Annotated in this window: 15 protein-coding genes and 1 pseudogene; 4 read left to right on the forward strand and 12 right to left on the reverse strand. The window is 31.0% G+C overall.

The annotated features are described in order from the left end of the window. Nucleotides 1–25: 25 nt before the first annotated feature. Both ACUV9F_RS06545 and ACUV9F_RS06550 read right to left on the reverse strand, forming a co-directional pair. On the reverse strand, nucleotides 26–880 hold the full coding sequence (locus ACUV9F_RS06545) for a PRD domain-containing protein (RefSeq protein ID WP_446183473.1): 855 nt from the start codon (nucleotides 878–880) through the stop codon (nucleotides 26–28). Between the two features lie 165 nt (nucleotides 881–1045). Beyond that, nucleotides 1046–2218: an MFS transporter gene (locus ACUV9F_RS06550; protein ID WP_446183474.1), complete on the reverse strand. Its 1173-nt coding sequence runs from the start codon at nucleotides 2216–2218 to the stop codon at nucleotides 1046–1048. Between the two features lie 138 nt (nucleotides 2219–2356). Between ACUV9F_RS06550 and ACUV9F_RS06555 the strand changes: the two genes are divergently transcribed. Continuing rightward, the gene (locus ACUV9F_RS06555) at nucleotides 2357–2719 is read left to right on the forward strand and encodes a winged helix-turn-helix transcriptional regulator (protein ID WP_446183475.1); all 363 of its coding nucleotides are present in this window, start codon (nucleotides 2357–2359) and stop codon (nucleotides 2717–2719) included. A 28-nt stretch (nucleotides 2720–2747) separates the two neighbouring features. Here the strand turns inward: ACUV9F_RS06555 and ACUV9F_RS06560 are convergent, their stop codons facing one another. Both ACUV9F_RS06560 and ACUV9F_RS06565 read right to left on the reverse strand, forming a co-directional pair. Then, a complete protein-coding gene (locus tag ACUV9F_RS06560; protein WP_446183476.1) occupies nucleotides 2748–3143 on the reverse strand; it encodes an OsmC family protein in 396 nt (131 codons plus the stop codon). After that, nucleotides 3109–4311, reverse strand: coding sequence for an MFS transporter (locus ACUV9F_RS06565; protein ID WP_446183477.1), 1203 nt, complete (start codon nucleotides 4309–4311; stop codon nucleotides 3109–3111). The genes ACUV9F_RS06560 and ACUV9F_RS06565 overlap by 35 nt, the downstream gene beginning before the upstream one ends. Before the next feature lie 103 nt (nucleotides 4312–4414). Between ACUV9F_RS06565 and ACUV9F_RS06570 the strand changes: the two genes are divergently transcribed. Beyond that, on the forward strand, nucleotides 4415–5035 hold the full coding sequence (locus ACUV9F_RS06570; protein ID WP_446183478.1) for a GyrI-like domain-containing protein: 621 nt from the start codon (nucleotides 4415–4417) through the stop codon (nucleotides 5033–5035). A gap of 31 nt (nucleotides 5036–5066) precedes the next feature. On the opposite strand, the gene ACUV9F_RS06575 is transcribed toward ACUV9F_RS06570, so the two are convergent. Further along, nucleotides 5067–5465 carry a nuclear transport factor 2 family protein gene (locus ACUV9F_RS06575; protein WP_446183479.1) on the reverse strand — a complete coding sequence of 133 codons (399 nt, stop codon included), beginning with the start codon at nucleotides 5463–5465 and terminating at the stop codon, nucleotides 5067–5069. Between the two features lie 6 nt (nucleotides 5466–5471). Next, on the reverse strand, nucleotides 5472–6290 hold the full coding sequence (locus tag ACUV9F_RS06580; protein WP_446183480.1) for an MBL fold metallo-hydrolase: 819 nt from the start codon (nucleotides 6288–6290) through the stop codon (nucleotides 5472–5474). 102 nt (nucleotides 6291–6392) lie between these two features. Here ACUV9F_RS06580 and ACUV9F_RS06585 point away from each other — a divergent pair, with 102 nt between their 5' ends. After that, a complete protein-coding gene (locus tag ACUV9F_RS06585) occupies nucleotides 6393–6776 on the forward strand; it encodes a winged helix-turn-helix transcriptional regulator (RefSeq protein ID WP_446183481.1) in 384 nt (127 codons plus the stop codon). A gap of 33 nt (nucleotides 6777–6809) precedes the next feature. Here the strand turns inward: ACUV9F_RS06585 and ald are convergent, their stop codons facing one another. From ald to ACUV9F_RS06610, 5 genes and pseudogenes are all read right to left on the reverse strand, one after another. After that, entirely contained in the window at nucleotides 6810–7904 is a 1095-nt protein-coding gene (gene ald / locus ACUV9F_RS06590) for an alanine dehydrogenase (protein WP_446183482.1), read from the reverse strand. Between the two features lie 207 nt (nucleotides 7905–8111). Further along, entirely contained in the window at nucleotides 8112–9467 is a 1356-nt protein-coding gene (locus ACUV9F_RS06595) for an APC family permease (RefSeq protein ID WP_446183483.1), read from the reverse strand. A 133-nt stretch (nucleotides 9468–9600) separates the two neighbouring features. Next, a complete protein-coding gene (locus ACUV9F_RS06600) occupies nucleotides 9601–10734 on the reverse strand; it encodes a glycerate kinase family protein (protein WP_446183484.1) in 1134 nt (377 codons plus the stop codon). A gap of 9 nt (nucleotides 10735–10743) precedes the next feature. Beyond that, a pseudogene (locus tag ACUV9F_RS06605) lies at nucleotides 10744–12029 on the reverse strand (GntP family permease). Between the two features lie 123 nt (nucleotides 12030–12152). Further along, nucleotides 12153–12734, reverse strand: a complete 582-nt coding sequence (locus tag ACUV9F_RS06610; RefSeq protein WP_446183485.1) for a peptidylprolyl isomerase — start codon at nucleotides 12732–12734, stop codon at nucleotides 12153–12155. A gap of 123 nt (nucleotides 12735–12857) precedes the next feature. Here ACUV9F_RS06610 and ACUV9F_RS06615 point away from each other — a divergent pair, with 123 nt between their 5' ends. After that, nucleotides 12858–13667 carry a metallophosphoesterase gene (locus tag ACUV9F_RS06615; protein WP_446183486.1) on the forward strand — a complete coding sequence of 270 codons (810 nt, stop codon included), beginning with the start codon at nucleotides 12858–12860 and terminating at the stop codon, nucleotides 13665–13667. A gap of 28 nt (nucleotides 13668–13695) precedes the next feature. On the opposite strand, the gene ACUV9F_RS06620 is transcribed toward ACUV9F_RS06615, so the two are convergent. After that, the gene (locus ACUV9F_RS06620) at nucleotides 13696–15528 is read right to left on the reverse strand and encodes an FAD/NAD(P)-binding protein (protein ID WP_446183487.1); all 1833 of its coding nucleotides are present in this window, start codon (nucleotides 15526–15528) and stop codon (nucleotides 13696–13698) included. Nucleotides 15529–15566 lie beyond the last annotated feature (38 nt).

Below are 15566 nucleotides of genomic sequence, written 5' to 3' on the forward strand. Positions count from 1 at the left end.
TACTTAAAGTAACAACTTCGAAAAATCATTCTTTTTTAAAATGCGTTATTAATCTATGAATATGAATCATAAAATATAGTTGATCGTTTTTACTCATTTTATGTTGATATTGCTGCAATAAAAATTCACTAATTTTTTTCATTATAATAAAAGATTCTTTATACTTACTTTTAACAATTTCATACAACTCATTATCAGATTGATCGGTGACATCAGTCGATATTTTTTCAAGCACTCTTTGAGCGAAATATTTAACATGATTAATGAATCTATAACCATTTACATCTGACATATCAATAGAAATATTTAAATTATAACTAACGATATTTACAATCTGATGAACCAAATCCATTAATTTGTTAGCGCCAATAGATTTATTCATCTCACTTGATGCGTTGATGAAGTGAAACGCGATAAATCCCGCTTCATTATCATCTAGTTGAGCTTTAAAACGTTGATTGATTAAACGAACCGCATATTGAGCTATTTCAAATTCTGTTGAGTAATATCTTTTTATATCCCAAATAAACGTATTAGTTATTAACTCATTTTTGTTATATCGTTCAATCACAAAATGTATGTGATCTGATAATGTTATATAAATTGACTCATTTAATTTTTTCCCTAGACTAGCTTGAGCATAGTTAATAATTTCAGAAGTAATTATTAATTCTTCAGAAGACAATTCATTAAGAATACTTTTGAATTTTGAAAAGAGAGTCTGATCTTCTAAATAAAATCTCTTTTGAATCCTTGATTCTTCAATTTCATCGCCTTTTTTAGCCTTAAAACCAAGCCCTTTACCGACCAAAATCAATTCATTATTGTCGTCATCTTTACTCATTACAACATTATTATTAACAACTGAATCAATCAGCAAGATTTATCACCTCCAATTCTTAGTATTAAAAAAACTCCACAAGACCCCTTATTAGGTTCCGTGAAGTTTTGCCTACTTAAAGTAACAATCCCCATTACTGCAAACGTTTACAGAGATATATTATCATTTATTATTTTTTCAGGCAAGCTAAGTCACTATATTTATTTATTTTTTCTCTATTCTTTGCAAATAGATCGTCAAAATAATACTGATTAAAATCATTATTGCACCAAAAAACGGTGTTGCAATTAGTCCTACTTTTGAAACTGCTTGACCTCCAAGTAACGAGCCCAAAGTTATACCGATATTAAATGCTGATATATTCAAGGCTGATGCTATTGATATATCATTAGGTGTGAATTTTTCTGCCAATTGTACAATATATAGTTGTAAGCCAGGAACATTCATAAATGCAAATAATCCTAATAGCATAACATTAACTAATCCTATCCAGTGACTTCCCATTGTTACAAGAAATAGCAACAATGTTACTAACAATCCGATAAACATCTTTATTAATCCAGATAAAATATTTTTATTAGACCATTTTCCGCCAAGTGTATTTCCAATTGCTACCATCAATCCGTACACAATTAGAATTATTACAATAGCATTAGGACTCCATTTCATTTTAGTTTGCAAAATTGGGGTTATAAAAGTATACACTGTAAATGTTGATCCATAACCAAATGCGGTAATAATCAATGCAAAAACCAATGGCTTTGTCTTTAAAACTCTAATAATTCCTGAAAAACTTGTTTTCTTACTTTTAGGAAGATTATTAGGTACTAACAACCAATTTGCTATAAATCCTATTACACCAATTAATGCTATAAAGTAAAATGACATATGCCATGTAGATATCTGGCCAATAAATGTTCCAAGAGGAACACCGGTAACAGTAGCTACTGTCAATCCAGTAAACATGACAGCTATTGCGCTAGCACGCTTATTAGGAGCAACCACATCAGCAGCAATAATTGAAGAAATTGACATAAATATGCCATGAGCCAAAGACGAAATCACTCGGCCAACTAATACAACTGAAAAACTCGGTGCAAGAGCAACTGTTAAATTACCAATAATAAAAGTAAGCATAATACCTAACAATAATTTTTTACGATCCCAGTTGTTCGTTAGTATCGCTAATATTGGTGCACCGATTGTTATTCCAAGTGCATATACAGAAACCGTCAATCCAGCTAATTGTATACTAATGCCAAAATCCTTGACTAATAAAGGCATAAGACCAACACTAATAAATTCTGTTGATCCAATTGAAAAAGCACTTAATGCCAACGCTAACAGTGTTAAACTCGATTTATTCTTATTTTTCATAACTACCTCCACGTGTAAAAAAAATAACGACGTGATATTATTATAGGCAGTAAAAAAATAAGTACAATTACGTACTTATTAGTCAGTAAGTTACTTAAAAGTAACTTTTGTATGATAACAGTAACGGAGAATTTATTAATGACTGAAAAAATTTATAATATTGGTGTAGAAGCTACGATTGATATAATTGGTGGAAAATGGAAGCCAATTATCTTATGCCATTTAAGAAACGTGCCATTAAGAACTAATGAATTAATGAAAAAAATTCCAAATATCTCTCAAAAAGTATTAACTCAACAACTTCGTGAACTTGAAGAAGACGATATTATCACAAGACACGTTTTCCAAGAAGTTCCTCCACATGTTGAATATCAATTGTCCGAATACGGAGAATCATTGAATAAGATTTTAAACCTACTTTGTGTCTGGGGAGAAAACGATATTGATCGTCGTCATGAAAAAGGTGAAGATATAACAATTTTAAACAGAGATAGCGTATAAAAAAGTCCTTCACTCATGAAGGACTTTTTTACTCTAAATGTACATTAACTTGACCGCTACTAGTTAATAATTTTGCTACAGGGCATCTTTTTTCTGCTTCTTCTAATAATTCTTTTGCTTTTTTTCTAGAGACATCTGGTAATTTAACTGATGCATCAAGTTTAAATTTGTAGCCTTTAATATCTAAATATTGATCAACAGTAACTTCTACACTTGACGTTTGTGGTAAATTTTCTTCCTTATTCAAATATTCTAAAGTGGCATTTAAACAAGTCGCCAATGCAGCTCCTATAAATTGTTCTGGATTGTTGTTTTTATCACCACTTTGAGGACTACTAGTCACAAAATCATTACCATTACTAACCTTTACTCTGCCGTACAATCCTTGATCATTCAAAATTTTTGTTTGATAATTTGGTTTCATTTTTGCTAGCTCCTATCATCTTATTTAAAATTAATAATACGACTAACGCAATAACTACATATACAGCTGATCCGAACCCTATTGAATTCAAACCATATTTTGAAACAACCCAGCTACCAGTCCCTGATCCCAGAGAAATTCCTAAATTAAAAAATACTGGGTTCAAAGAAGAAGCCAAGACCATTGATTGAGGGTAGGATCTTTCTGCAACATCAAAAAAATGAATTTGCATCGAAGATCCCACCATATTAAATGTTAATTCAAGAATAAAAATTATGGCTAAAGAACTTAAAACATTCCCTAAAGCAAAATATATAGATATAAATAATAAAAACTGAAGAACAAATATTAGAGGTATTTTTTTTAGCCCTTCATGATTAGCTAACCATCCAGCAATTTGACTACTAATAATAGATAAAATTCCAATAAGTGACAATAATAAACTTAACTCTGTGGCACTAAATTTTAATATATCAGTAAATAGTGGAGCTAGAAATGTATTAAATAAATTACTAGATGCTGCATTAAATACAGGTAATAACACACCAACTATAATTAATGGGTCTTTCATTAAGTCTAATTGATTAGCTGAAGTATCCCCTACTTGGGCTCTTAAATCTTTTGGAAGAGCAAAAACTCCTAATAAAAGAGTCGTAATAGAAAGAAGTATTACTGCCCAAAAAGAGTAATGCCAATTAGCGATGTGTGCAATGTATGTTCCCATTGGAAGGCCGGCAACAGTAGCTATACTAAATCCTGAAAAAATCCAAGAAACCATAAATGCTCTTTTTTTAGGAGGCGCAATTGCATTACCAAAGGTTAAGGCAACCGACAACATTGCTCCTGATACACCCGCCGTAATTATACGCGATATTACTAAAATCACATAGTTAAAAGCTAAGGCACTCATTATATTTCCAATAATATAAATTAGCATTAATACAATAAATGAATAATAATATTTATACTTCCCAATAATCAAAGTAACAATGGGGGTGAATATTGCGTATACAAAAGCAAATATAGTAACTAAAAGTCCAACTGTTGCCAATGGTTGATTAAAATCTTTTGAAATATTACCAATAATACCCGAAATTAAAAACTCACTACATCCTAGTGTAAAAGCGATTAAAACTAAAACTACAAACCTAAATTTAAAAGATTTCATTTTTACCTCCATTTTTCTAACTAAATAAGTATAAAATAAAATAAGAGAAACTATCAATCACAAAGTTTCTTTAAAATAACTTATAGAAAATGGGGACTTAATTTTGAAATACGAATGGCGAAAAAATGAAAAAGACATTTATCTTCCGAAGGGAGTTGTTAAGTTAGATCTTCCCGAATATAATTACATCACACTTGAAGGAACTGGAAATCCTAATAGTGAAGATTTCTCTGAACATATACAAGCTTTATATCCAATTGCCTATGGAATAAGAATGGCATTAAAAAAAGGTGAACTTGGTGAGCCTTTTGAATATACTGTATATCCATTAGAAGGAATATGGACAACATCAGATGGTTCAAGAGATGAGTATTTAAATAAAGATGCACTTGTCTATAAAATAATGATTCGCCAACCAGAGATTGTTACAGAAGAATTATTTAATGATATCAAAAAAAATGTTTTAGAAAAAAAAGAAAATAAATACTTTTCAGAAGTGACTTTTGAAAAAATAACTGATGGCAAAGTTGTAGAAGCTCTTCATAATGGTCCTTTTGAAACTGAAATAAATACATTTCAAAAAATGGAAGAATTTATGAAGGAAAACAATTTAGAAAAAACAACCTTTCAAAATATTTATCAACATAGAGAAATCTATTTATCAGATAATAGACGTACTGCTCCAGAAAAATTAAAGACTGTATTAAGATATAAACTCAAATAAAAAATAGGGAGTTAAAGCTCCCTATTTTTTTCTAGTTTTTCATTGCTTGTACAACAGTATGACTATCAACAACCTGAGTAAATTTTTGGACTTTTTTATCATTATTAAATTCATAAATATGAACAAAGTCTGCAATAAAAGATTTTTTCGTTTCTTTATATTCACCACTGTATTGGCCATAAACATATACCTTATTTCCATTAAATCCATAAGATATATCCTTTGCTGAATAATTGTTCCACTCTGTTCCTAGTCTTTGATGCACATTTTTTATTACTTCATCTGGTCCAACATATGTACCCGCATAAGGAAAACCCTTTGCTTCTGTCCAAGATACGTCATCAGCTAAATATGATTTAAATTCATCTAATTTTCCCTGTCCAGTTAATATATATGTTTCATGTAATAATTTTTCATATAGTTCATTCATTCTACTTTACCCCCAATTAATTTCCTTTGTAAGCACTTTAGCACTTAATGCTAAAACAGATTCATTTTCTAAGTTAGGAAATTCTTTTTTTACTTCATCAATAAATTGATCAGATTTTTTAACATTTTTCATTATTTTTAAAACTGTTTGAATATACTTTTTTTCAAATTCAAGTGCTTTCTTATCATATGATTTCTTAGCTGAAGAATGACTTGGAATTACAATCTCAGAATTAAGATCAATCAATAAATCTAATCTATTTATCCATTGTTCTAATTCTGGTGAGCTTGCTGTATCTGCTAAAAATAGATTTATTTCATTAAACGTATCTATTCCACCAATAAGTATATTTTTTTTGCTATTCCAAAGATTGGTACGTTTTTTCTCTCCAACTATTTCCCAATTTTCTTCAAAAATTTCAAATTTATTTTCTTGAATAATTTTTGGCATCACAATATTTTGTGGCAATTGGTTTCCTAGTGTTTCCGACCATACTGTTAACTTAGATTCAACTGTTTTTGCAATATGTGAAAACGTTGATTGAGTTGAATATGCTATAACTTTAGGAAAATATTGCTTTATTTGCTCTAATCCAAAATAATAATCTGGATCTCCGTGTAACAAATAAATACTTTCTAGACTATATTCATTATTTTTAATAAATTGTGCAATCTCATTAGCATCATCTTTTGTAAAGGATGTCCCTATTAATACAGCTCGACTACCTTTAGTTATTAGAGTTGTTGTTATCATGAAACTATTTTCGTCTGATACAAAAATAATAAGTTCCAAATCATCAACACTTTTGCGTTGTACATTAAGCATTTAAAAATTCTCCTTTTTTGTTAGTATATATAATATACCACCCGAGAAATCAAAGAAAATAGGTAATATTTTTATTACCAACCAAATGAGGAATATTTAAAAATGACAGACGTTATCAGAAAATCAGTAAAAAATAAACTTATAAATAATGATTTTAAGTGCGAAAAAGAAGTTGCATTATCAATGTTTAGCGGTAAATACAAAATGGCAATATTAGTAAATCTAAGCGAAAACACTAACTTGCATTTTTCAGAATTACAATTAAAAATTCCAGAAGCTACTAAACAAGTTTTAGCACAACAATTAAAAGAGTTAGTAACTGATAAACTAATTATGAAAAACGAATATATTCAAAAAAACAAACGAAGAACATTATATTCTTTGACAACAACCGGTAAGACTTTAATTCCAATCTTTAATTGGATGAGCGATTGGGGAGAATCATATATTTCCAAAAATTTTCAACAAAAAGCATCCCAAAATTAATTTTGAGATGCTTTTTTCTTACTATTTTCTTTTTTAGAAAGGTTCATATTCAATATTTAGACTTTCAGCAACGGCCTGATTTGTTAGTTTACCATTAAAAGTATTAATTCCTGTTAAAACAGTATTATTTTTGGCTGCTTCTTTAAGTCCCTTATTTGCAATCTGTATAGCATACATATTAGTTGCAGCAGATAGTGCTTCTGTTGCAGTCTTTGGAACTGCACCTGGAATATTAGGAACTGTGTAATGTACAACATCATGAACAACGAAAGTTGGATCATCATGACTTGTTATTTTAGTAGAAGTTTCAAATATACCACCTTGATCAATTGGAATATCTACGACAACCGAGCCTGCTTCCATACTTTTAATCATTTCTTCAGAAACTAGTTTAGGTGCAGCTGCACCAGGTATCAATACAGCACCAATCACTAAATCAGCTTTTTTAACTGCGGTAGCAATATTATGAGTATTGGACATTAATGTTTGTACTTTTCCATCAAATATATCTTCAATCTCTGCCAATCTTTTAGCATTAATATCTAGAAGTGTCACGTTAGCACCCATTCCAACGGCAATCTTAGCCGCATTAACACCAACGGTTCCACCACCAATAACAACAACTTCACCACGTTTTACTCCTGGAACTCCAGCAAGAACAATACCTTTGCCACCATGATTTTGCTCTAGGAAATGTGAACCTAGTTGCACAGACATACGCCCTGCTATTTCACTCATTGGCACAAGTAATGGCAATCCACCATCTCTTCCTACCATTGTTTCATAAGCAATACCTGTTGTTTTTGCATTTAATAATGCATCTGTTAATTTAGGATCAGCAGCTAAATGTAAATAAGTATAAATAATTAGATCATCTCTAAAATAATGGTACTCTTCTTCAAGTGGCTCTTTTACTTTAATTACCATATCAGAAGCCCAAGCTTCATCAACTGAAACAATTTTTGCACCAACACTCTCATAGTCGGAATCAGAATAACCTGAACCAATACCAGCACCAGACTGAACACGAACCTCATGTCCTGCTTTTACCAAATTAGATACACCAGCTGGTGTACTACCAACACGTTCTTCTTCATTTTTTATTTCTTTTGGAACACCTATAATCATTGTTATATCCTCCAAAATATATTTTTGAAATCGCTTACACCATTAAAATATCACACCAGTAAAAACTTAACAATATATAACCATTTTCTTTTTTTCATATTTATACTTTGTGAATTTTTTTCTAACAAAAGTCAATATATCCCATAAAAATGGCATTTAATCTATTAACTTTGTGATTAAAATAATTTATTAATTGGTATACGCCAATTAATATTCAACATGTTTTATAGAGTAAACTAGATAAATTATTAATCCTATCAGTAACCATCCAATATAATTTAACCAAGCGGAAAATGGTAAATTTGAAAGTAAGAAAATACAAATTAAAATTGAACTGACAGGAATAATCATTCCGAACGGAACCTTAAAAGGTCTTTTTAGATTTGGATATAATTTTCTAAGTAATATTACTGCTAAAGAAATAAGAGCAAACACACATATTGATCCTACATTTGAAAAAGTTGCTAGATTTTTCAAATCTAAAAAGCCAGCTCCAACTGCAGCAACAATTCCTATTAATAACAAGGACTTATTAGGACTACCTGTTTTATTATTTAACTCAGAAAATTTTTTAGGCAAAAAACCTCCACGACTCATTGCCATCGCTATATTGGATGATGCATATATAAATGCTAATATAACAGCAATAATCCCTAACAAGGCTCCCGCCGAAATTATTTGTGCCACTAACGGATGATGAGTAGTTATAAGCACAAAAGACATTGCTTCAGCAACATTTAATTTTTTGTAAAATACATCTCCTGTCATAACTAAACTAACAACAATATAAAGTAATGTTGATACCACTAAAGAAATAATAATTGCTCTTGGCAAATTTTTTTGTACATCTTTAGCCTCTTCTGCAGATGTTGCCAATGCATCAAACCCTAAAAATGCGAAAAACACCGTTGATGCTCCATTAAAAACTCCTTTTAATCCGTAAGGTAAAAGTGGTGACCAATTTTTTACTTTAACACTAAATATCCCTACGATTATAAACAAAATAATTATAGATAATTTTACTATTACTAAAATATTGTTTATTGTTTTACTCTCACTCATTCCTCGCATAAGCAATAACATGATTAATATAACTATTATTGTTGCTGGTAAGTTAATAATTCCTCCATTAAAAGGTGTTGTCGAAAGCACCTTTGGAAAAACAATTTCCAATTCGCCAAGAAATGAAGTGAAATAACCTGTCCAACCAGCAGCCACAGTAGCCGTTGTTGTTATATAAACCCCTAGCATTGTCCATCCAGTAAAATATGCGACTGTCTGCCCCATAGATACCCATGTATATACATACGCACTACCAGAACTTGGAATAGAGGTTGTCAATTCTGAATAACAAAGTCCTATCAACCCGCTAGCAAGAGCAGCAATTAGAAACGAAAATATTACTCCTGGTCCTGCGTCAGTGGCTGCAACTATACCTGTTAATACTAAAATCCCAGTACCTATAATGGCACCAATTCCCATAATTGATAAATCAAACAAACCTAATGTTTTAGGTCGTTGTTTTTGATTATGGGCAAGATCATCTATCTCCTTCAGCTTCATAAATAAGCCTCCTGTCTTGCCTGAGTTCAAAACAAAGAAACAAAAATCATAAAACTGTAAGCGATTTCTAAACGTATTATAACTATTCTAATATATTAAAGAAATTATTTTGCTCAAAAAGAAAAATCCCTTTTTAGTCTTTTATCATTCTCGCAATATTTTCTGAAATTTGTTGTAAATTAATATCAGTATTTTCTATTGCTTTTTCTAGTGTCTCAACACCAGGAACGCAACTAAACATAGCGTCTATTCCCTGGTTGTATAATACTTGTGCGTCTTTTCCAAGTAGTCCTGCAATTGCAATGACCTTTGAATCAGGTGCAATTTCTTTAGCAGTTTTAGTAACACCAATTGGTGTTTTACCATATTGTGTTTGAAAATCAATACTCCCTTCACCAACTACAACAAAATCTGCATTAACCAATTTTTCTTTTAACCTTGTATATTCGGTAACTATCTCAACTCCAGATTTCATAGAAGATTTAGTAAAAGCCAAAAGTCCTGCTCCCAAGCCACCAGCTGCACCAGATCCAGGTAATTTTTCTATATCTTTATTTAAGTCTTTTTTTATTATTTTTGCATAATGATGTAAAGCGTTATCTAGTACCTTTACCATTTCTTCATTAGCACCCTTTTGTGGTCCAAATACTACTGATGCACCTTTACTACCAGTTAATGGACTACTTACATCTGAAGCAATTAGAATTTCTACATTTTTTAATTCTTTTAAAACATTATTTGTCTTAATTTTTGATAAATTTTCTAAATTCTTACCGCCAAAGTCCAATTCATGTCCATTAACATCTAGCAAATTATATCCAAGTGCTTGAGCCATGCCTGCTCCACCATCATTAGTAGCGCTTCCGCCAATGCCAATTATTATTTTTTTTACGCCTTTTTTTATAGCATCTTTTATAAGTTCTCCAGTACCATAAGTAGTTGTAATATAAGGATTTTTTGTGTTTTCATCTACAAACTGAATTCCACTAGCAGCAGACATTTCAATGATTGCAATTTGATTATTATCAATTAAGCCATAATCTGCCTCAACAATACTACCTAGTGGACCTGTAACATTAGCTGTTACTATTTTCCCATTTCTAGCATCAACCATTGATTGAACTGTACCCTCACCTCCATCTGCCATCGGCACTTTTACATATTCAGCCTCCGGTAAACCTTTTTTGAACCCTATCTCTATATTATCTGCAACTTCTTTTGCAGTTAGTGAATTTTTAAATGAATCAGGTGCAATTACTATTTTCATAATATTCTCCTAAAAAATTCCATAAATTAATACAGCACAGATTGTCATTGAAGCACCAACGATAGTTTCCCAAATAACTGTTTGCATACGTTCTTTAAATGACATCTTCATTGAATTTCCAGTTACATGGAAATAGTTTCCATGTGGCAAATGATCGATGAATGTAGCACCAGTATGAACCATTGCAGCCGCTCCAACCGCTGGAATACCAAGTGATAATATTGACTTTCCAAACGATCCTGAAGCTAATATTACACCTGTTGATGTTGATGCTGTTGCTGCTGCCATTAAAATACCTGAAATAGGCGCAAGGAACGTTCCTGATATCCCACTATTTTTTACCAAAGTAACAATTTCTTGTGGTAAATTTGACGTCCCAATTAATCCTGCGATTGCTCCTGCACCAATTAAAATCAAAACAACATCTGTCATTCTAGAAAGTCCAGCAGACATATATGACAGTAGTTTGTTATACTTTCCCATAGCAATAGTCCCTAAAATGCCTGCTAATGGCAAAATATACATAGCATCTACGTTAAAACTTTTCATAATTTCTATATTAAAAATATTTCCTAGAGGATTAATAAGTAATAAAACAACAGCCACAACTGGCGTAACTAGTGATTTTACTAAACTTGGTAATTCTTTTTTTCATATTCGCTCTCATTAACTACATCTGTTTCTTTCACCATTACACCATGTTTTTTTAAAAGTGATGCAACTATTATCGTAACAACTATGCCTACTACTGCAGGGATAAAATCTGCCACCATTAATTGACTAAGCTCAATATTAAATCCTTTAGCAGCTGCAATAGTATTAGGATTAGGCGATATAATATTTCCTGCCTTTCCACCACCAGAAAGTGCAACTAGTAGAGCTATCTTACTGATCTTCATTCTTTGGCCAACTTCTAAAGCAATTGGTGCAACTATTAAAACAGCCACAGGAATAAATACACCTACACTCGTTATAATCATTGTCGATAATGCCAATGAAACTATAGCCATTTTATCTCCTAATTTGTCAACAATTGCTCTGGCTATTACATCAGCAGCACCAGATTCCATCATTACTCCAGCAAGTATTCCTGCTGCTAAAACTCTTATTATTGTTCCCATAACACCAGATGCACCCGTAACAATTACATTTACCGTTTGGGAAAGACTAAGTCCTCCGATTAAAGAACCTGCGATTGTACCAAAAAGCAGTGAATAAACTGAATTCACCTTGTATAAAATTAAAATAATTGAAATTGCTAAACCGATTAAAGCAGCCCACCATTGAATTGTCATTAAATACCTCCCTATAATTTTTCCGTTATTATACTATAGGATATATTATACATTATATTTTCTTAATACTTATATTATTGGCAAGATTAAAAAGGTTAGCAAACTGATTGTTTGCTAACCTTTTTAATCTATCTCAACTTCTTCAATTACTACAGCTGCATTAGGCTTGTCCATGTTGTCACGATCGACATTACTAATCTCTTCAACATTTTTCATACCTTCAATTACTTGTCCAAAGACCGTATGACGGTGATCAAGCCAAGGTGTTCCACCTTTTTTATATTCCTCAATAATTTCTTTTGGGTAACCTGCTTGTTCCATTTGTGCAATCATATTTTCAGGAACATTCTTATTTGTCACAATAAAAAACTGGCTTCCATTAGTATTGGGACCCGCATTTGCCATTGATAAAGCCCCGTTTAAATTAAATAGCTCATTTGAAAATTCATCTTCAAATGCTTCTCCATAAATACTCTCTCCACCCATACCTGTTCCAGTGGGATCCCCACCTTGAATCATAAAGTCAGGGATTACTCGGTGAAATACAACACCGTTATAATAATCTTTTTTTGCTAGCTCAACAAAATTCTTCACTGTTTTTGGTACTAGCTCATCAAACAACTGAATTTTTATATTTCCATGATTTGTTTTAATTGTTACCTTAGTTCCATTTACATTTTGTAAATCTAATTGTGGATATGACATATATTTTCTCCTTTTTTAAAACTCACTTTATTATATTAGTTTTTAAGATTAATTAACATCAATTGAATTTAAAAAAATATTTGTTATTGTTATCCGTATACTAAAAATTAGCAAGGACAAAATATGTTTAAAAAAATTCTATTTTTTATTGTACTAATCATTATTTTTATACCAATTTATGCATTCAAAATTGAACCTTTCTTAGTTCACACTAATCATATTCAACTTGGTGATCCTCACAAACAAGAGCAATTAAAAGTAGTCCAGATTTCTGATATCCAAGTATCAGAAGCCTATGCATCAAATAGACTGGATAGGGTTATTTCTAAAGTTAATAAAGAGAATCCAGACATAATTGTTTTTACTGGTGATTTGTTTGACAACTATTCAAAATACTCACATAGTGATGAAATAATTCAAAAACTCAGTTCAATGAATGCAACACTTGGAAAATATGCAGTTTGGGGAAATCATGATTACGGTGGAGGAGCTTCACGAATCTATGATAATGTTATGACTCAATCCGGCTTTAAAGTTTTAAAAAATGAAGGCCGAACTATAACATTACAAAATGGTAAAACTTTATTTATTGGTGGTTTAGACGATTCCTTACTTGGAAATCCATCCGTCAGTGACACATTAGCATATCGCAAACAATACGATTATTCGATATTGCTAACTCATGAACCAGATGTTGCTGATAATTTTGTAAATACAAATACACAGTTAGTGTTAGCTGGACATAGCCACGGTGGTCAAATTTGGATTCCATTCCATCCTATAACAAATAATTTAGCAAGAAAATACACTCGCGGGTTATATACACTGTCTGACGGCACAAAATTGTATGTTAATACTGGATTAGGAACTACTTCTATCCATGCAAGATTTAACGTAATTCCTGAAGTATCTTCATTTTCAATTCATTTTTAAAAAGGTTGCCCTTTAAAAGGCAACCTTTTTATTTAGTATTCCAAATATTACTGATAATTTTATTAATCCCTCTCAAACTTGGATCGTTAATATAAGGTCTTGGACTAGCTGTTGTTAACCACATCTTGCCTTCAGTAGGAACTCCCCAGAAATAAAAATTATTAACTATTTCATCATCTGCATTAACTAATTGATATGTATTTCTATCAAAGTCAATTGCCCCACTTGTAAATAAATCACCATTCTCTTTTTTGAACGACCAGTTTTTTATCATTTTTTGTTTATTTAAATTATTTATTAATGTGTTATTTGAACTAGTAGCTGATCCTCTCGGTATTCTGGCTTCAATTAAAGCATCGGCTTTATATACATTGGCGTTTTGAGCTTTACTTGAAACTTCAAACTTTGTTTGCCCGGTTTTTACTATCATTTCACCAGGAATTATTTCAATTATTCCACTTTTAATCAATGCATATAATTCTTCCAATCTTGAAACTGGAGGCCCCATTGATAATAGATTATTAGCCGAATTAAATTGTCCCAAAAATTTCTCCACGTAATCACTTTTTGAGAATAATTCATTATCAATGATATAACGTATAGTTGCCCTAATATCTCGCAATACTTCTAAAGCACTTGTTATTGCTCCTGTTTTAGTACCCTTTTTCGCTTCTTGGAAATCCTCTTTAATAAATTGTTCGATAAACTCTTCAAATCCATCATTTTGGTTTGCTTCTTTAGGGTGTAAAAATACATCCCAGTCTATGTGATCTTCAATATTAATTGGTAATTCCTTAATTGATTTTTCAGGGTTTCTTAAAATACTTAACTGAAAATAATCTATATCAATTTCTGGATATTTTTGTAATAAAAGATTGAAATAATAAACATAATTCATTTCACGCTTTATCATTTTCCAGAAATATTCATAGCTTAACTCACCTTTTTTATATCTACCCAATACTGATTGAGTTAAATATTTAGGTTCATATTCTTCACCAGGTGCTTTTTCGTTTTTTCCTTTTGAATGATTAGGTAATCCATGTAGGGATCCCGCAATAATACGTGGTTCATCACCGCTTTTTATATATTCTAAATAACCTTCAGTATTTCTTTTGAACTTACCATTTCTGCCATAAGTAAACCGAGCCATCAGATCAAAAAAGTTCAATCCCAATCCCCTTACAGCAACCGTTTTATCACTTGTAATATTAGTGAGATCCGGTTCATTAGCAAAATTAGGTTCAAAATAAATCAATTTATTATTCTTAGCAAATTCTAAAAGCTCTTTTTCAACTTTTGTTGGGACTGTAAATAAATTACCTAAAGAAGCAATTACAATATCACTAATAATTTGTTCATTTTTATAACTTATAACAAAGTTATCTCTTGATTTTTGTATATCTTTTACTTCTTCGTTAATAAATTCAATTTTAATATTATTTTCTATTCTTTTTAACTGTTCTTCATAAAACCAGTGAATATAAATTCCAAACAATGCTCTTGATGTATAGTCATTAGCTGAGATCCTTTTTATTTCATCTAAAAAGACTTCAGAGTAATTATTAATCTTTAAATACTCTTCTGCATTGTTTTTAATCCATTCATACAAACTTGGTCCATTATTAATCGGTCCAGTAGATTCAACGCTTTGATCTTGAAACAAAGTTATATCTTGAGCAGTCGTATTCATTATTAACTCATGAGGTTGATTAACATCCCAAACACGTCCACCAACTCCATAAGGATCAAATATTTTTATATCTATATTTTTAAATTTAGTCGTTTCTTTTTGCCACGAAATTAATCGTTCAAGAGCTAACATTCCCCTAGGTCCAGCACCAATTATTGATAAAATCATAAGTTTCTCCCATCAAAATTTATATCCTTTATAGTATA

Source organism: Daquilactobacillus linshuiensis (assembly GCF_052828685.1).